The sequence below is a fragment of the Methylotenera sp. L2L1 genome, assembly GCF_000744605.1.
Lineage (GTDB): Bacteria > Pseudomonadota > Gammaproteobacteria > Burkholderiales > Methylophilaceae > Methylotenera.
In genome coordinates, this window is record NZ_JQMG01000001.1 from 316,253 (window position 1) to 333,120 (window position 16,868).

Annotated in this window: 18 protein-coding genes; 14 read left to right on the top strand and 4 right to left on the bottom strand. The window is 44.1% G+C overall.

Annotation, left to right across the window (positions count from 1 at the left end):
• Positions 1-132 precede the first annotated feature (132 nt).
• Positions 133-1,038: a cytochrome c oxidase subunit 3 gene (locus FG24_RS01495; protein ID WP_036300231.1), complete on the top strand. Its 906-nt coding sequence runs from the start codon at positions 133-135 to the stop codon at positions 1,036-1,038.
• 96 nt (positions 1,039-1,134) lie between these two features.
• Here the strand turns inward: FG24_RS01495 and FG24_RS01500 are convergent, their stop codons facing one another.
• Complete coding sequence (locus tag FG24_RS01500; protein ID WP_036300232.1) at positions 1,135-1,338, bottom strand: twin transmembrane helix small protein; 204 nt, start codon at positions 1,336-1,338, stop codon at positions 1,135-1,137.
• Between the two features lie 111 nt (positions 1,339-1,449).
• Here FG24_RS01500 and FG24_RS01505 point away from each other — a divergent pair, with 111 nt between their 5' ends.
• From FG24_RS01505 to FG24_RS01555, 11 genes are all read left to right on the top strand, one after another.
• Positions 1,450-2,130 carry an SURF1 family protein gene (locus tag FG24_RS01505; protein ID WP_235189706.1) on the top strand — a complete coding sequence of 227 codons (681 nt, stop codon included), beginning with the start codon at positions 1,450-1,452 and terminating at the stop codon, positions 2,128-2,130.
• A gap of 10 nt (positions 2,131-2,140) precedes the next feature.
• A complete protein-coding gene (locus tag FG24_RS01510; protein WP_036300235.1) occupies positions 2,141-2,758 on the top strand; it encodes an SCO family protein in 618 nt (205 codons plus the stop codon).
• Between the two features lie 2 nt (positions 2,759-2,760).
• Positions 2,761-3,768: a COX15/CtaA family protein gene (locus FG24_RS01515; RefSeq protein WP_036300238.1), complete on the top strand. Its 1,008-nt coding sequence runs from the start codon at positions 2,761-2,763 to the stop codon at positions 3,766-3,768.
• Positions 3,769-3,781: 13 nt separating this feature from the next.
• The gene (gene cyoE / locus FG24_RS01520) at positions 3,782-4,681 is read left to right on the top strand and encodes a heme o synthase (protein ID WP_369797038.1); all 900 of its coding nucleotides are present in this window, start codon (positions 3,782-3,784) and stop codon (positions 4,679-4,681) included.
• Positions 4,682-4,912: 231 nt separating this feature from the next.
• On the top strand, positions 4,913-6,346 hold the full coding sequence (ccoN, locus tag FG24_RS01525; RefSeq protein ID WP_036300241.1) for a cytochrome-c oxidase, cbb3-type subunit I: 1,434 nt from the start codon (positions 4,913-4,915) through the stop codon (positions 6,344-6,346).
• Between the two features lie 10 nt (positions 6,347-6,356).
• Complete coding sequence (gene ccoO, locus FG24_RS01530; RefSeq protein ID WP_036300244.1) at positions 6,357-6,983, top strand: cytochrome-c oxidase, cbb3-type subunit II; 627 nt, start codon at positions 6,357-6,359, stop codon at positions 6,981-6,983.
• 10 nt (positions 6,984-6,993) lie between these two features.
• Positions 6,994-7,137 (top strand): CcoQ/FixQ family Cbb3-type cytochrome c oxidase assembly chaperone, encoded by a 144-nt coding sequence (locus FG24_RS01535; RefSeq protein ID WP_019899524.1) that lies wholly within the window; start codon positions 6,994-6,996, stop codon positions 7,135-7,137.
• A complete protein-coding gene (ccoP, locus tag FG24_RS01540; RefSeq protein WP_036300246.1) occupies positions 7,134-8,036 on the top strand; it encodes a cytochrome-c oxidase, cbb3-type subunit III in 903 nt (300 codons plus the stop codon). The genes FG24_RS01535 and ccoP overlap by 4 nt, the downstream gene beginning before the upstream one ends.
• Before the next feature lie 129 nt (positions 8,037-8,165).
• Positions 8,166-9,602: a cytochrome c oxidase accessory protein CcoG gene (gene ccoG / locus FG24_RS01545; protein WP_036300249.1), complete on the top strand. Its 1,437-nt coding sequence runs from the start codon at positions 8,166-8,168 to the stop codon at positions 9,600-9,602.
• 12 nt (positions 9,603-9,614) lie between these two features.
• A complete protein-coding gene (locus tag FG24_RS01550; protein ID WP_036300251.1) occupies positions 9,615-9,881 on the top strand; it encodes a FixH family protein in 267 nt (88 codons plus the stop codon).
• Positions 9,882-9,884: 3 nt separating this feature from the next.
• Positions 9,885-10,547 carry a sulfite exporter TauE/SafE family protein gene (locus tag FG24_RS01555; protein ID WP_036300254.1) on the top strand — a complete coding sequence of 221 codons (663 nt, stop codon included), beginning with the start codon at positions 9,885-9,887 and terminating at the stop codon, positions 10,545-10,547.
• A gap of 33 nt (positions 10,548-10,580) precedes the next feature.
• On the opposite strand, the gene FG24_RS01560 is transcribed toward FG24_RS01555, so the two are convergent.
• Positions 10,581-11,777 (bottom strand): sialidase family protein, encoded by a 1,197-nt coding sequence (locus FG24_RS01560; RefSeq protein ID WP_036300257.1) that lies wholly within the window; start codon positions 11,775-11,777, stop codon positions 10,581-10,583.
• Positions 11,777-14,095 (bottom strand): TonB-dependent receptor, encoded by a 2,319-nt coding sequence (locus tag FG24_RS01565; RefSeq protein ID WP_036300259.1) that lies wholly within the window; start codon positions 14,093-14,095, stop codon positions 11,777-11,779. The genes FG24_RS01560 and FG24_RS01565 overlap by 1 nt, the downstream gene beginning before the upstream one ends.
• Positions 14,096-14,300: 205 nt before the next feature.
• On the opposite strand from FG24_RS01565, the gene FG24_RS01570 reads away from it, so the two are divergent.
• Positions 14,301-15,581 carry an ATP-binding protein gene (locus FG24_RS01570; RefSeq protein ID WP_036303827.1) on the top strand — a complete coding sequence of 427 codons (1,281 nt, stop codon included), beginning with the start codon at positions 14,301-14,303 and terminating at the stop codon, positions 15,579-15,581.
• A gap of 10 nt (positions 15,582-15,591) precedes the next feature.
• Positions 15,592-16,170: a response regulator transcription factor gene (locus tag FG24_RS01575; protein WP_036300262.1), complete on the top strand. Its 579-nt coding sequence runs from the start codon at positions 15,592-15,594 to the stop codon at positions 16,168-16,170.
• 43 nt (positions 16,171-16,213) lie between these two features.
• Here FG24_RS01575 and FG24_RS01580 read toward each other — a convergent pair whose 3' ends face one another.
• A complete protein-coding gene (locus tag FG24_RS01580; protein ID WP_036300264.1) occupies positions 16,214-16,852 on the bottom strand; it encodes a molybdopterin-dependent oxidoreductase in 639 nt (212 codons plus the stop codon).
• Between the last annotated feature and the right edge of the window lie 16 nt (positions 16,853-16,868).

A 16,868-nucleotide genomic window follows, 5' to 3' on the forward strand; every position in this document is an offset into this window, starting at 1 on the left:
GATGAGCAGTGGTATTTAGCAGACTAAGACTCTGATAAATAAAATTAAACCTCGAGATAAATCAATAGCCATCATTGATTGATTTTATTTTAGCGACAAGTTAAGTTAAATAATGTAATGGGGAGCTTATGCATGACAACACATTCTAACAATCATTACTATGTCCCACATGGCGCGTTGTATCCTGTGACGATATCTGCAGGGTTACTCGCACTCGCTTCAGGCTTTATTTTCAGTGTCGCTACTGACACCAACAAAGACCTTGCCTACTTACAAACGCCAGGAAAATGGATGATGTACATAGGTGCCGCAATCATTATTCTGATGACCTTTAAATGGCTTAGCGCGGTAGTAATTGAAAGTATTACCGGCCAATATAAAACATGGGAAGATAAATCTTTTCGCATCGGGATGATTGCCTTTATTTGCTCTGAACTTGCCTTCTTTGCAGCATTTTTCGGCGCACTATTTTACATGCGTATCATCTCAGTACCAGACCTTGCTGCATTCGACCCCTTGTTTACCCCCTATAAAGATTTTCTAGGCACATGGCCATCAGTTGGGCCTGGTGGCGTTGTATTAGGAACAGAGTACACCCCTGCCAAACTCACGCCGATGGGCGCATGGGGGTTACCAGCAATCAATACAGCCTTGCTACTAACCTCTGGTGCTACAATTACTTGGGCACATTGGGGGCTGCTTAAAGACAACCGGAAACAGCTCATTTTTGGTCTATTTCTCACCGTTGCGTTAGGCACTGCATTTTTAGTCTGCCAAGCATTTGAGTATCACGAAGCGTATACGCATATGGGTTTGACGCTGGGTAGCGGTGCTTATGGCGCTACATTCTTCATGCTAACAGGCTTTCACGGCTTTCATGTCACATTAGGCACCATCATGCTAATTGTCATCTTGTTACGCTCAATGAAAGGTCACTTTTCACCCAAGAATCACTTTGGGTTTGAGGGAGTTGCATGGTATTGGCACTTTGTCGACGTAGTCTGGTTAGGCCTATTCATTTTTGTGTACTGGTTATAACGTAATAAAAAAGTAAGCGGTGCAAATGCACCGCTTACTTAAACCAAGACTTTAGCACTAGCGCTTATGAGTATTAAACACTTGCTCAATGACAAGCTATACAGATGCATGTGGAATCCAATTGAAGTAATACCCTATCAATAAAAAAACAAACAATGCGATTGAAAGACCAATACGTAAGGTCAATGCTTTTGCAGTGCGAACACCGGCATCTTTATCTTTGGCTAGAAAGTACAACGCTGAAAATAAGCTGGCAATAATAACAAACAGCACTATCACAATAACAACTTTGAATATCATAATCAGGCCCTATCAGTTTAGTTAAGTCATTATGCGATGCACGTCACACAAATGCAATTTAGATTAGGAAATTACTTATTCTGCCCATCTTGGCTAGGATTAATCATCCTCATGATTTGTATCCCTTTATTCATTAAGCTCGGCTTATGGCAATACAACAAAGCGGAGTTAAGAAAAGAAATCCAGTCCAGCTACAACGCCTCATTAGATCAAAATGCATTAATGCTACCTGACAACCTAAGTGATGCAGATGCATGGAAATACAAAAAAGTAAAAGTGAAAGGTCACTACGAAACAACATATCAAATCCTGCTCGACAATCAGGTGGAAAACAACGTTGCAGGCTTTCATGTCATTACGCCATTTAAACTAGAGGGCAGTAATAAGTATGTACTGATTAATAGAGGCTGGGTAGCTGGCGGAGCTGACCATGCAGACACACCAACCATCAGCACTCCAAATGACTCACTTGAGGTGATTGGATTAGTTTGGGTTCCAAGCAAAAAGATTTTCACACTTGAAAGTGATACCGAAAAAAGTAACTGGAATACTGTCTGGCAACACATGGATATGAATCGTTACCAAAAGAACGTACCTATTCATACCTTGCCGCTGGTCATTAAATTAGATGCTAAAAGTAATGCCGGCGGCTTTGTGCGCAACTGGCAACTACCCGCTAGCAAAATTGCGACTAACATGGGCTACGCTTATCAGTGGTTCGGCTTCACGATTGCGAGCATTCTTATCTTCTTATTTACCAGCATTAAAAAAGCCAACATCACAAAAACATAGGCAACGCGACATGATAAATACTGAAACAAACAATATCGAGTATCTTGACCAGCAGCGCAGAGGCCGACTGATACTTCTGTGTATGTTGATTTTCTTTATTACCCCCATCATTGCAGTTATTGCAATGTACAAGCTTGACTGGCGTCCAAAAGGTGAAAGTATTGGTGAACTGGTAACACCGGCAAAAGCACTTACCATGCATCAATCACTCGCTGATAGTAATGGTAATGTTGTCTCCATCAATCTCTTAAAAGATAAATGGAGCATGGTTTATATAGCGGCCGACTGCGATATACAATGTAAAGAAAAACTGCATCAAATACGCCAACTGCATGTGTCTTTATACAAAGAAATTCCACGTATGCAACGTATCCTCTTCACCACCGCATCAGAAATTACTGAGGTAAAACAAAACTACCCAGACCTCTTTATTGTGAATCAACCCAAAACTGATGTGGCTTCATTCAGCGAGCAATTCAATATCCATGATGAGTCAGCCATGAGTGCTGGCAGAATATACCTGATTGATCCGCTAGGTCACCTCATCATGAGCTATAGCGCATCCACATCACCAGCCTTGGTGCGCAAAGACATTACACGATTAATGAAGTACTCTTGGACCGGTTAACCATGAGCTACAAACTATTTAAAAGTCTCTCATTTTTTGGCGCAATACTCGCACTCTGCGTTGTCGTGTTAGGCGCTTACGTACGGCTATCTGATGCAGGGCTTGGCTGTCCTGATTGGCCAGGATGCTATGGAACGCTCACCGTTCCACAAAGCGAGTTAGCCATCGAGCAAGCTCAAGCACTACACCCAAACAGCCCTGTTGAGACCGCTAAGGCATGGAAGGAAATGGCACATCGCTACTTAGCAGGGACATTAGGCTTAGTGGTATTGGCAATCTTTGTGTTGGGGTGGCGCAATAAAAATCAACTAAAAGTGGCACCTAGCCTCACCACCACATTACTCATCATTATCATTTTCCAAGCACTATTGGGCATGTGGACGGTAACCATGCTATTAAAACCAGTGATCGTCAGCGCACATTTAATTGGCGGACTCACCACACTAGGCTTGCTTACATGGATAGCGCATCGGCACAGCATCACACGCCATCACATTCAATCATTATCGCCACTACTAACACTAATGGTTCGTGGTGCAATATTCGTCGTATTAGCACAAGTGCTACTAGGCGGATGGACCAGCACCAACTATGCAGCGCTGGCGTGCACCGACTTTCCAACCTGTCATGGTCGCTGGATGCCGGACTTGGACTTCAATGATGCTTTTCATCTGGTCCGCGAACTCGGTCAAAGTGCGAATGGCGGAAATTTAACGCTAACTGCACTCACCACCATTCAATGGACGCATAGAGTTGGCGCGCTTATCACGTTTATTTACATCAGTACGCTTGTGCTTCTACTTTTAAAAACATCAGCATTCAGGAATATAGCCTTATTGCTATTAGCCCTATTATTAGCACAAATCATCATCGGTGTTGCCAATCTGATTCTCCAGTTACCTTTAGTGTTAGCGGTTTCCCATAACCTAGGGGCCGCATTACTTGTCATTACCATTATTATTCTTAATTCCAAAATCACGGAGCATCAACATGAGCACTCAAAAACTTAAAAGTGAGCTACACATGCACGTTAACCTTATGAGCCAAATCAAAGCATTAGCTCCGCGATTAAAAAACTTTTTCCCGCTGTGCAAGCCTCGGGTGACCTCACTGATTGTTTTCACCGCACTCATCGGTATGTTTCTGGCCACGCCAAACATGGTGCCACTCCCATTACTACTGGCCACAACGCTAGGTATCGCCTTTGCGTCTGGTGCTGCCGCTGCATTTAACTGCCTGATTGAGCACAAAATTGACGCCAATATGGCGCGTACGCGAGCTCGCCCACTACCCACCGGGCAAGTATCTTCAAATGAAACCATGATATTCGCCACATTACTCGGTGGCACTGGCCTTGCCATTCTATATTTCTACGTGAACCCACTCACTATGTGGCTAACCCTTGCTACATTTGTAGGCTACGCCGTGATTTATACCATTTTCCTTAAACCCGCCACGCCGATGAACATCGTCATTGGCGGTGCCTCAGGTGCAATGCCGCCCATCTTAGGTTGGGCAGCTGTCACTAACACGGTATCACCTGAGTCTCTGATTATGTTTTTAATCATTTTCGCATGGACGCCTCCTCACTTCTGGGCACTGGCATTGTATCGCCGTGAGGAATATGCCAAAGTCGGCATGCCTATGCTACCAGTAACGCATGGAGAGGCTTTCACCTTATTGCATATCCTGCTCTACACCGTGATTTTGGTAGCCGTATCGCTGATGCCTTACGGTTTAGGCATGAGTGGCATGATTTACTTAGTATCAGCCATCCTATTAAATGCAATTTTTATGGCTTATGTTATTAAACTTTACTTACATTACTCGGATGACTTAGCAAAACGCACTTTCCGATACTCCATCATTTACCTAACGCTATTATTCGCAGCGCTATTAATCGACCATTACTTACCACTTTAATATCTAAAAATATTCATTGTTAAAATAAGCACTGCAAATACGGTGCGGATTAACTCTGCGCCACATAAAAAGTCACTAAATCCAATGTAAAATCAAAGATTACGTTGTATAATTCCGCGATTAAAGCATGTGCACTATTGTTTAGAATTGAAACGGATGCTGGCATGACTGAGGCTAAATAACACACCTCAAGTCATCAATATGATTTGGTTTTGTTTAAGGATGAAAGTAATGAGCACTAATAATGTAGAAACGTTTTACGACGACTACGTCATACGCAGATTTAGCGTAATGGCCGTAGTCTGGGGAGTTGTCGGCATGTTAATGGGGGTGATTGTTGCTTCCCAACTAGCATTTCCTGAACTAAATTTAGGTTTACCATGGACAAGTTTTGGGCGTCTTCGTCCTTTACACACTAACTTGGTTATTTTTGCATTTGGCGGCTGTGCACTATTTGCAACGTCATACTACGTTGTACAACGTACCAGCCAAGTTAAACTAGCATTCCCAATGCTGGCTCGTTACACATTCTGGGGCTATCAGGCAGTTATTCTTGCTGCCATCATCTCTTTACCTTTAGGTTATACACAAGCTAAAGAATACGCAGAACTAGAATGGCCTATCGATCTATTGTTACTTGTTGTTTGGGTCATGTATGCAACTGTTTTCTTTGGTACGATTGCGCAAAGAAAAATCAAACACATTTACGTTGCAAACTGGTTCTACGGCGCGTTTATTATCGTAGTAGCAATTCTGCATATCGTGAACAGTGCTGCAATTCCTGCAGAGTGGATGAAATCTTACTCAGCTTATGCTGGTGTACAAGATGCGATGGTGCAATGGTGGTACGGTCACAATGCTGTTGGTTTCTTCTTAACAGCTGGCTTTTTGGGCATGATGTACTACTTCGTACCTAAACAAGCAGAACGTCCAGTGTACTCATATCGCTTATCTATCGTACACTTCTGGGGCTTGATTTTCACTTACATGTGGGCAGGTTCACATCACTTGCACTACACAGCACTACCAGATTGGACACAATCAGTGGGTATGGTGTTATCACTAATCCTATTAGCACCAAGCTGGGGCGGTATGATTAACGGCATGATGACCATGTCAGGCGCGTGGCACAAATTACGCGATGACCCTATCTTGCGCTTCTTAATCGTGTCATTGTCTTTCTACGGTATGAGTACGTTTGAAGGCCCAATGATGGCAATTAAAACCGTTAACTCACTTTCACACTACACAGACTGGACTGTTGGTCACGTTCACTCAGGTGCTTTAGGCTGGGTTGGTTTTGTATCTATGGGTTCACTGTACTTCTTGGTACCTCGCTTGTGGGGTGTAAAACAAATGTACAGCAAGAAAGCCATTGAGTTGCATTTCTGGTTAGCAACAATCGGCGTAGTTCTTTACATTACTGCAATGTGGATCTCAGGTGTTACTGCTGGTCTAATGTGGCGCGCGATGAATGACGACGGCACATTAACTTACACATTTGTTGAGTCTGTTAAAGCAATGCATCCGTTCTACGTAATCCGTATGATCGGCGGCTTGATGTATGTGAGCGGCATGGCCATCATGTTATGGAACGTCATCAAAACAGTGCAAATGGGGCAGCCAGCTCGCGCCAGAATCCCTTCAACAGTTGTTCATGCTTAAGAGATCGAAAATGTCAGATAAAGAACAAAAAGGCTTTAGCCACGAAAAAATTGAAACCAACAGTTTTCTGATGGTAATCTTGATTTTGGTTGTGGTTTCATTTGGTGGACTGGTTGAAATCGTACCGCTATTCTTCCAAAAATCAACAACACAACCCGTAGAAGGCTTAAAGCCTTACACTGCGTTGCAACTAGCTGGACGAGATATTTACATTCGTGAAGGTTGCTACAACTGCCACTCACAAATGATTCGCCCATTCAAAGCTGAAACATTGAGATATGGACACTATTCTGTGGCTGGTGAGTTTGTTTACGACCGTCCATTCCAATGGGGTAGTAAACGTACAGGTCCAGACCTCCACCGCGTTGGTGGCCGTTACAGCGATGAATGGCATCGTATTCATCTAATTAACCCACGTGATTTAGTACCAGAGTCTGTGATGCCGGCTTACCCATGGCTTGAAAAAACTCAAGTAGATGCAGAAAACTTGCCAGCTCATATGCGTGCTTTAAAAATTGCTGGTGTTCCATATGCTGATGCCGAAATTAAAAGTGCAGCTAATGACGTTTATGGAAAAACAGAAATGGAAGCTGTAATCGCCTACTTGCAAGTGCTGGGTACAGCGCTTAAACAATAAGCAACAGATCATGGATATTATTGATTTACGCAGCATAGCAACAGTCGCAGCCCTAGTTACCTTTGTTGGCATCTGGGTCTGGGCTTGGTCTGGGCGGCATAAAAAAGACTTTGACGAAGCGGCAAGATTGCCGCTTGAGGGAGATGAAGAATGAGTGATTTTACAAGCGATTTCTGGCCGTACTTTATTTCGGCAATCGTGATTGGTGGTATCGTTTTCTGTTTAACGCTACTATTGGCAACAAGCAAGTCACATGACCCTGCTCACACAGGTGAATCAACAGGTCATGTTTACGACGAAGACATCATTGAAATGAACAATCCGATGCCAAGATGGTGGATGTGGATGTTCATTATCACTTGTGTATTTGGTGCTATTTATCTGTTCCTTTTCCCTGGTTTAGGAACATACACTGGCAAGTTAGGTTGGACAGCGTTAAAACAGTACGAACAAGAAGTGAAAGAAACAAACGATCGTATTGCACCTATTTATGCTAAATTCACCTCAATGTCTGGTGAAGAAGTTGCTCAAGATCCAAAAGCAATGGCAATCGGTGAACGTTTATTCATGAATAACTGTTCACAATGTCACGGTTCAGACGCACACGGTAGCAGAGGCTTTCCTAACCTAACGGATACTGATTGGCTACATGGTGGCGCTCATGAAACCATCAAGGAAACCATCACCAACGGTAGAAACGGCATGATGCCTCCAATGGCAGCCGCTGTAGGTGGCCCTGAAGATGTTAAGAACGTTGCTCATTACGTACTTAGCTTATCTAACAGCGAGCATGAAGCAAGTCGCGCAGCTTTAGGTAAAGAGAAGTTTGTAGCATGTGCAGCTTGTCACGGCCCAGATGGTAAAGGTAACCAAGCGATTGGCGCACCTAACCTAACTGATGACACATGGTTACACGGTGCTGGTGAAGCAGCTATTATTCATCGTATTAATAACGGTTTAAACAACAAAATGCCAGCGCAAGGTTCACGCCTAACGCCAGAGCAAATTCATGTATTAGCCGCTTACGTATGGCGCTTCTCTAATGCTAAATAATTTCTTTAGTGCTAAATATCTAGCTTAGCACGATTGAATAAAAAGCATCTTAACGCCCACTATTTAGCTTATGCTAAAATAGTGGGCGTTTTTTATTTTAGTCACCGTTTTTAATGAAGTCTGAATAAAGTGTCCACCCAGAAAAGTACATCCAAAAAAACGATTCCTATCGTTAATGACCCTGCGCAACCTGTCACCAGATCACTTTACGAACCGCATCAAAAAATTTACCCACGCAACATCTCTGGCCTGTATAAAAACTGGCGCTGGGTCATGATCTGGATCACACAAATCGTGTTTTACGGTGTGCCTTGGTTACAATGGGGTGAGCGACAAGCCGTATTACTAGACATTGGTACGCACCGCTTTTATATTTTTGGTTTAGTACTTTACCCGCAAGATCTCATTTATCTAGTGGTGATTTTAATCATCGCCGCTTTAGCACTTTTCTTATTTACTGCTGTAGCCGGCCGGCTTTGGTGTGGCTTTGCCTGTCCACAATCAGTCTACACAAAAATATTTTTATGGGTCGAAAGACAAGTCGAAGGTGACCGTGCAGCACGTTTGCGTTTAGATGCAAGTAAGCTTACTCGTAACAAGCTATTGAAAAAAATGCTTAAACATAGCATTTGGATTAGCTTTTCGGTTTGGACTGGCTTCACTTTTCTGGGGTACTTTGCTCCTATACGCGACCTAATGCAGAGCATTTTGCAGCTCCATTTAAGCCCATGGGAAACTTTCTGGATATGTTTCTACGGCTTTGCAACTTACGGTAACGCAGGTTTCTTGCGCGAGCAGATATGTAAGCACATGTGCCCTTATGCGCGCTTTCAAAGCGCAATGTTTGACAATGACACGCTGATCGTGACTTACGATGAAGAACGTGGAGAACCACGTAGCGGTCGCTCACGCAAAGTGGATGCTAAGCAAAGTGGCCTAGGTGACTGTATTGATTGCAACTTCTGCGTACAAGTATGTCCAACAGGCATTGATATCCGCAATGGCTTGCAGTATGAGTGCATCAGCTGCGGCCTGTGTGTGGACGCATGTAATAGCATTATGGATAAAATGGAATACCCACGTGGTTTAATTCGTTTTTCTACGCAAAATGCGCTGACTCATCATTGGTCGCAAGAACAAGTCGTGAAGAAGGTTTTACGTCCTCGCGTACTCATTTATACAGGCTTACTCCTATTAATGAGTGCAGGCCTTGTGTACTCATTGGTCACGCGCGTACCATTTAAAGTCGATGTCATTCGTGATCGCGGCGTCATGTCACGCATCGTTGCCGGTGGCAAAGTTGAGAATGTCTACCAAATGCAAATTACTAATGCGTCAGAGCAAGTCGAAACTTTCAAGATTTCCGTATCGGGTATTGAGGGTTTATCACTGGCGTCGGCTAAAGAGTTCACTGTCAATGCAGCAGAATCAAGAATGGTTGCGGTAAGCCTACAGATTGCAGATGGCTCTATCAAAAGTGGCTCGCATCCTGTGATATTTGAAATTGTTGCAAACGGTTCAAACGAACGTCTATTTGAGAAGTCTATTTTTTACATGTCTCGCTAAAAGGGTCAACATATGTCAACAAAACAAACCAGCAATGAAAAAGCCAAATGGTGGAAATCCGGTTATGCATGGCTAGTATTTGGTGGCCCTGCCATCGTAGTCGTCGCCAGCCTTACCACTGTCTACATTGCAGTCAATGGACAAGATCCATTATTAACACGCGATGAAAATGTAGGCGCAAATACCAAGTCACTCACTACCGCGGAGAAGAATGCGCTTGAACCTGCTATTCGCGCGCGCAATCATGCCGCAACTGGCGTTAACGACCCAGAAAATTAAGCCATGCAAACAGCGCTTATCTATAGCTCATTGCTCATGGGCATTGCAGGTGGCCCACACTGTGTTGCGATGTGTGGCGCTGCATGTACCGCGCTGACACAATCACCCAAAACACCTTACGCAATTTACCATTACCATATCGGTAGACTCTGTGGCTATGCCCTGCTGGGAGCGATTGCCACCTTTGCTATCCAGAGCATTGCCTGGCTATCCAGCTACAGCAGCGTACTTCACCCGCTTTGGACATTCTTTCATGTGCTGATATTTTTCTGGGGTGTTCTATTGATTGTTTATGCGCGCCAGCCAATTTGGGTGGATCGTGCGGGACGCAATATCTGGGGGCATGTTAAGAAACTCAGCACTAAGCAAGGTGGTCATTTTTACATCGGCATGCTGTGGGCGCTGATGCCTTGTGGCTTGCTTTACTCTGCCTTGGTTATTGCCTCATTTAACGGCAATCCTATAGATGGTGCATTAAGTATGTCGGCCTTTGCATTAGGCTCTAGCGTCTCTTTATTCTTAGCACCGTGGCTTTGGCTGAAGCTCAAAACAAAAACTATTGAACCTTACGGCATGCGCTTAGCCGGTGTGCTACTGAGTGCAGCAAGCGCTTGGGCGATATGGATGGAGCTTACCCACAACACTAAAGTCTGGTGCGCAACCTAGCACAATCTATTGCAGCGTACGCAACAAGCGATATTAGATGACCAAAGCCTTTAAACCCTCGGTTGCCGTATTCCACATCAAAAATATCTGCTTATCTTTTTGTAGCAATATTGGATAGTCAGCGTTACCTGTGGTGTCTGCAATCATAGAGGGTACCCCCCAATTTTTACCATCATCAGTAGATTTCATTAACCATATTTGACTTTTACCTGCGTCTTTTTCACGCCAAACTAACCAGACACTGTCGCCAACTGCGGCTAGAGCCGGGTGGCCTGCCTGTTTTTTCATATTGCCAAACTTTTTAGAGGGTGATGACACCCAAGCAACACCATCCATACGGGCATAAAACAGCGTTGCTTTCAGACCTGCCTCATCATTACCGCCATCAAACCATGCCATATGGTAGCCCCACCACTGCTCAGCCTCACCGCCACTCGCAAGCGCTGCGCCATGATGTGGACAGCCATCAATTTTCCAGCGGCCAAATGTTGCACGCTTTGGCTGTGGCGTCGTTTGATTGGCTGGAATTTCGGCCATCATATGGTCACGCTCACTACCTTCGAATACGTGCCGCCACATTGCTACGACAGTACCATCTGGTTTATTGGTAAGGGCAATCCGGCAACATTCGCAGCTACTATCGGCAAGTTTCTGTTCTAATGAAAAACTTACACCTTTATTATCGGAAACCGCGTAATAAATTGCAGCACCCTCATAAGGTTGATTCGCGGCTTTAGCCGCGAATAGATCTCGCTTATCCACCCAAGTCACCGTGATTTTTCCATCGGCGCTGACATTTAACGAATCAAAGCGATGCGTGATTTCACTACGGTCATGATGCACAATATAAGGCGTTTCAAACGTCTTACCTGCATCAATCGAGCGTGCAAACCATATGTAGCCAGAAAATGGTTTTTTAAGCGCTTCTGTCCATGTCAGATAAATATAGCCTTCGGATGAAATAGCAATCTTAGGACGGGCTTCGCCATCTGCGCCAATTTTATGTGGGCTACGATTAACGTTAACAGGCTTTGAGAAAGCTCTTCCTGTATCCGTACTCTTACTGACCTGTAAGAGTCCATCATGAACAGAGGCGCGCCACAAATTACCCTGTGCATCAAAAGCCACACTTACCGCGATTGCTGTGTTTTGATGCTTAGTATGGTCCTCGTGCGCATTTGAAACAAAGGCACAACAAAATAAACTTAATCCCAATAAATATTTAATCATTAATAGTCAAACTTCATTTGCACATAAGCCGTGCGTTGTGGATAAGGGTGAAATACATACGATTTATAATTATTCAAATTATCTACACCTACGCTGGCAGTATAACCTTTAGCAAATTTGTAATTAGTTTTAAAGTCTACGACAAAGAACTTACTCGCAGCGCCAAATGTGCTGTCGTTCACATCACTATTATCAAGTGCATTATATTGGCGGCCACTATAACGCGCAGCTAGACTATACGTGAGATTACTTCCGCTGTGATAAGTGGCTACCGCCTTCAACATATTACGCGGAATACGCGGTGGTTTATTACCAATAGTATTTGGTGCGGCTTGATTACTTAACACTTCAGCCTCTGTAAAGGTAGCACTGCCTTGCAAATCCAAACCATGTATCAACACATCTTGCCATTGCGTCGCTAACTCTAGCCCGCGTGTGCGGATATGGTCTACATTCTGTACAAAACTACAGCCGCCAGTTCTAGTACAGGTGCCTGTATCGTATGGAATAGCGCCATTAATCGCAATATTTTGTGAAATAAGCGCATCGTGCTTATTTTCACTAAACAAGCTAGCTCTAATCAAGCCGCTATCGTAGCGACGCTCTACTGTAAACTCACTTGCAATCACTTCTTCTGGTTTTAGATTTGGGTTGGCTTCAACAAAATAGGCAGTAGCGCCATTTTGTAATGGCTGAAACATTTCGCTGACGGTTGGAAAGCGAAATGCTTGCCCCAGTGCTGCACGAAATCCCCAAGCTGGCGCAGGCTCAAAACTGATAGAAATTTTGGGTGAAAATTTGGTTTCAGACCTATCTTTATAATTTGCAGTTTGTAATACATTGGAAATTGTCGTTTTGTTTTGGCCATCGTCAGTTTGCCAATGCTCTGCACGACCACCTAAAGTAAGTGCCCACTTTGGATTAATCTGCCACTTATCTTGCGCATAGATTGCATGCGTCAAAGTTTCGCCACGTGCGGATGTATTTAAAGCCGCTTTACTACCCGTTTTCCAGTCTACTGTATTATGCGTATCACTTTTTAACGTATATCGATCAACATGGTAGCCCAAATCAACGGTGTGCTCATGTGGTCGCAAAGTAGCACGTGCATCTAACACACTCCAGCCGGTTCCTGATAAATCAGTGATACGGCCTGTCCTGGTAATGTATGGGTTACCCTGAATCACCGTACCTGATGCAAGTGCATTAGCAGCGCTATTTTTATCTTTTTGATAATCATAATCAGATAGTGTTAATTGCCAATCAACAAACCCTTTAGTATTGGACTTAACATCTAGTGCTTGCATGATATGAAGTGACTCAGCTTCAGCAGGATTCATTCCTGAAATATCATAACGTTGACCATTAAAACTGACCCTACCGTTATATACAGGATTTCCCGCAACATCTTTAACATAACTCTCAACATCCGTTCTACCCCTCATATCCCAAACCGCTAACGTATAGGCTAGTTTTAACATTGGATTGAGATCATAAGTTGCTTTCAACTTGATGTTAGTCTGCTTGGTATGATCAATACTGTTTGCACCAAAAATAACTCTATCTGCATTTGTCTCACTTTTATCCTGATACGCTCCAGTCACTACTGGGCTTACTCCTGGCGCTGTTGATGAAAGATTAGCCGTTGAAAAATTCATCGGCTGCCCTTCATTTTCTAAATAATCTGCGCCTAACCAAAATGAAAAATCATTCACTTTGTTTCCAAAAGACGCGGTCAAGTGGCTACCTTGGTAATGCTCATCAGTACTATAAAGCTTAAACCCCTGCATAAATGCCTGTGTGCTGGCATGCGCTTCAAACTTCTCTGGCATACGCGTGGCGATGCTCATCACACCACCAAACGAGTTGCCGGCATAAAGTGCGGAGAACGGGCCATACATCATGCTGATGCTTTCAATTTCCTCCGGGCTCACCATACCCCAACGCGGTGGGAATGCGAACGAGTTACCGAGTAAGTTAGAGAGCAATACGCCATCGGCATAAAGCAGACTTTGGGCACTGGATAAGGTACCAATCGTGCGCGTAGCGATAATGCCGTTCCTGTCGCCAATAAAGCGTTCGCGTACCTGTATGCTAGGCAAATATTTTAAGGTTTGCGCAGGCGTTGCTGCATTGACGTTCTCTTCAATTTGCTTTTTATCAAAAGTCTCAACAGTCGCTGGGTGCTTACTGATTCGGCTATCAATCATGGGGGCACGCACTTCAATTGTCTCTAGGTCAATTGCTTCGTTATGCTCAGCAAGTGATGTCATACTAAAACTTGCTGCGACGACCGTAAATATAAGCTTTATACGCATACCATACCCATGATTTATTAATATTATATCCAAGCAGCAATCCAAGATTAACTGCCTCTTAGATTGCGATACCCCAATAGATAACAAGTATATTTTAGATATCCAAGATACGTAATGTGACTAATTGTCGCAGGTATTAAAAATGCATAAGCGCGACAATTTGACGCAATGCAATTTAGCAATCGGCACGTATAATAATCAAGGTATGGATACACCATTTCCCACTTTAGAAAACCCAACACGCCGTAACTTACAGCGCTTATTTTTACTGCGCAGTGTCATGGTTGCTTTCATGCTGGCGGCAACACTAGCATTGTTTTACTTAAACATACCGCTCCCCAAAACCCCTATCGCGTTTGCAGTCGGCGGCATGTTGCTACTTAACTTCATGACATTCTTACGCCTACAGAAGTTTAACAATGTCACGGACAAAGAATTGTTGCTACAGCTCTTAGGTGATTTGTTAGCGCTCACTGTGTTGTTTTATTTTACAGGCGGTTATAGCAACCCTTTAGTATGGATGTATCTACTGCCGCTTACCGTTGCAGCAGTTGCATTAAAGCGTGAGTATGCTTGGTTACTTGCTGCAATTGCCGTCACTTGTTACTCAACATTGGTGTTTTATTATGTGCCACTATCGCATCTGCACATGCATTACTTGGCAGGGAAGTCTTTAGATATTCATTTAGTCGGCATGTGGCTAGGCTTTGTGGTGAGCGCCGGCATTATTGCTTTTTTTGTCACCCGTATTGGGCAAAGTTTGCGTGACTATGATCGAATCATGGCGTCCATTCGCGAAAAATCACTAGAAAGTGAGCGTGCACTATCACTAGGCACCCTAGCAGCTAGCGCAGCGCACGAGCTGGGTACCCCCTTAGCCACTATGGCGGTCATCAGCAAAGAACTCGCACAGGACCTATCCAATCAACCAGAACAACTACAGCAGCTAGAAATTATCCGCACCCAGATCGGACGCTGTAAGGAAATATTATCGTCTATTACCCATCATGCCGGCCAAGGCCGTGCAGATGCTGGATATGGATTACCACTCAGCCAATTTCTGCAAGAGTCGATTCAGCGTTGGCGTGATACGCGCCCAGCAACTGAGTTAGTGATGGATTTAAACAATCACAGCAGTGACCCATTAATCTTTACGGATAGAACACTGCCTCAGGCAATACAAAACCTGTTGGACAATGCTGCAGACGCTTCACCAGAACGTGTGTTACTCAATGCAAGCTGGAGCGATGACACCTTGCAAATCCATATTAGAGATTTTGGTAACGGCCTTAGTGAAGAGGTTAGAAGTCAGCTCGGAACCCCATTTTTCAGCTCAAAAAATGGCCATGGCATGGGCTTGGGTATTTATCTCACAGAAATCATTCTCGCAAAACTTGGCGGAACACTTATGCTGAGTAACCATGCAGAGGGTGGCGTGCTTACTATTGTCAAATTGCCACTGCAAAAATTACGTATAGAACACTAAGGGCACGGCTATGAGTGATTACAATCCTGAGACGAAAAGTAGCGATGAGCATCCAACACTACTGCTAGTTGATGATGACGATGCATTCTTAAATGCGCTTGCAATCGCCATGCGTAAACGTGGCTTTTTAGTCACTACTGCCAATAGAGCCGAAGCTGCCTTTGAGATAGCGCAGACTGACCCACCTGAGTTTGCAGTGGTTGACCTAAAAATGTCAGGTAACTCAGGCTTGGTATTAGTGAGGCAACTGACCAGCCTACAGGCTGGCACAAAAATTGTGATTCTTACAGGCTACGCCAGCATTGCTACGGCCATTGAAGCAATCAAACTTGGGGCAACCCACTATCTAGCAAAACCTGTAGATGCCGATGAGATTGTCGCAGCCTTCGAAAAACAGTCTGGTGATGCTGAGGTTGAGCTATCTTCCAACCCACTGCCAGTCGGCAGACTAGAGTGGGAGCATATTCAAAGGGTTCTCTCAGAGAATGATGGCAATATATCTGCCACGGCGCGCAGCCTAAATATGCACAGACGTACTTTACAAAGAAAATTAGGTAAGAAACCTAGCGTCAACCCGACTATCATCTAGTGCTTGGTAATGTTTAGCCTCAAAGACAATAGATGCTAGTGATTTAATCGTCGCTAAACCGCTCTTCTCGCCACGGGTCAGCTTCATTATGATAGCCGCGCACTTCCCAGAAACCAGGGCGATCAAATTCGTGTAACTCAATCGCCTTCAGCCACTTAGCACCTTTCCATGCATAACGTTTCGGCACAATGATACGAACAGGCCCACCATGTGCGGGCGTTAATGGTGCTCCTAATACACTGTGCGCGATAATCACATCGTCATCCAATAAGGCATCTAAAGGTAAATTAGTGGTGTAGCCATCATAGCCATGCAAGGTGACATACTTTGCAGTATGCAGCGGCCCAGCCATTGCAACAACATCACGCGCCAACACGCCCTGCCAATCCATATCTAGCTGGCTCCAACGCGTAACACAGTGAAAATCTGAAACCTCGGTTACTTGTGTCATTGCCTGAAATTGAAGCCAATCAATATTGAGCTCTTTTTCCACTAAGCCATCAATGCGAAGATTCCAGTTTTCTGTCGTCACATCAGGACGAATACCTAAATCCAGCGTTGGAAAATTCTTCACCTCAGTTTGACCAGCCGGGATCCTTACATTCTGATTAACACTACTTGGCCGTGCACCACGCTTTGCTAATGCAATTTTGCCTTCAATGAGCTTTTTCCAGTCTGGCATAAGTTATCTCGAGATT

What these genes read in the sequence shown, in the direction of transcription:
- FG24_RS01495 (WP_036300231.1), top strand. Translation starts at nt 133, where the DNA reads ATGACAACACATTCTAACAATCATTACTATGTCCCACATGGCGCGTTG.
- FG24_RS01500 (WP_036300232.1), bottom strand. Translation starts at nt 1,338, where the DNA reads ATGATATTCAAAGTTGTTATTGTGATAGTGCTGTTTGTTATTATTGCC.
- FG24_RS01505 (WP_235189706.1), top strand. Translation starts at nt 1,450, where the DNA reads ATGATTTGTATCCCTTTATTCATTAAGCTCGGCTTATGGCAATACAAC.
- FG24_RS01510 (WP_036300235.1), top strand. Translation starts at nt 2,141, where the DNA reads ATGATAAATACTGAAACAAACAATATCGAGTATCTTGACCAGCAGCGC.
- FG24_RS01515 (WP_036300238.1), top strand. Translation starts at nt 2,761, where the DNA reads ATGAGCTACAAACTATTTAAAAGTCTCTCATTTTTTGGCGCAATACTC.
- cyoE (WP_369797038.1), top strand. Translation starts at nt 3,782, where the DNA reads ATGCACGTTAACCTTATGAGCCAAATCAAAGCATTAGCTCCGCGATTA.
- ccoN (WP_036300241.1), top strand. Translation starts at nt 4,913, where the DNA reads ATGAGCACTAATAATGTAGAAACGTTTTACGACGACTACGTCATACGC.
- ccoO (WP_036300244.1), top strand. Translation starts at nt 6,357, where the DNA reads ATGTCAGATAAAGAACAAAAAGGCTTTAGCCACGAAAAAATTGAAACC.
- FG24_RS01535 (WP_019899524.1), top strand. Translation starts at nt 6,994, where the DNA reads ATGGATATTATTGATTTACGCAGCATAGCAACAGTCGCAGCCCTAGTT.
- ccoP (WP_036300246.1), top strand. Translation starts at nt 7,134, where the DNA reads ATGAGTGATTTTACAAGCGATTTCTGGCCGTACTTTATTTCGGCAATC.
- FG24_RS01550 (WP_036300251.1), top strand. Translation starts at nt 9,615, where the DNA reads ATGTCAACAAAACAAACCAGCAATGAAAAAGCCAAATGGTGGAAATCC.
- FG24_RS01555 (WP_036300254.1), top strand. Translation starts at nt 9,885, where the DNA reads ATGCAAACAGCGCTTATCTATAGCTCATTGCTCATGGGCATTGCAGGT.
- FG24_RS01560 (WP_036300257.1), bottom strand. Translation starts at nt 11,777, where the DNA reads ATGATTAAATATTTATTGGGATTAAGTTTATTTTGTTGTGCCTTTGTT.
- FG24_RS01565 (WP_036300259.1), bottom strand. Translation starts at nt 14,095, where the DNA reads ATGCGTATAAAGCTTATATTTACGGTCGTCGCAGCAAGTTTTAGTATG.
- FG24_RS01570 (WP_036303827.1), top strand. Translation starts at nt 14,301, where the DNA reads ATGGATACACCATTTCCCACTTTAGAAAACCCAACACGCCGTAACTTA.
- FG24_RS01575 (WP_036300262.1), top strand. Translation starts at nt 15,592, where the DNA reads ATGAGTGATTACAATCCTGAGACGAAAAGTAGCGATGAGCATCCAACA.
- FG24_RS01580 (WP_036300264.1), bottom strand. Translation starts at nt 16,852, where the DNA reads ATGCCAGACTGGAAAAAGCTCATTGAAGGCAAAATTGCATTAGCAAAG.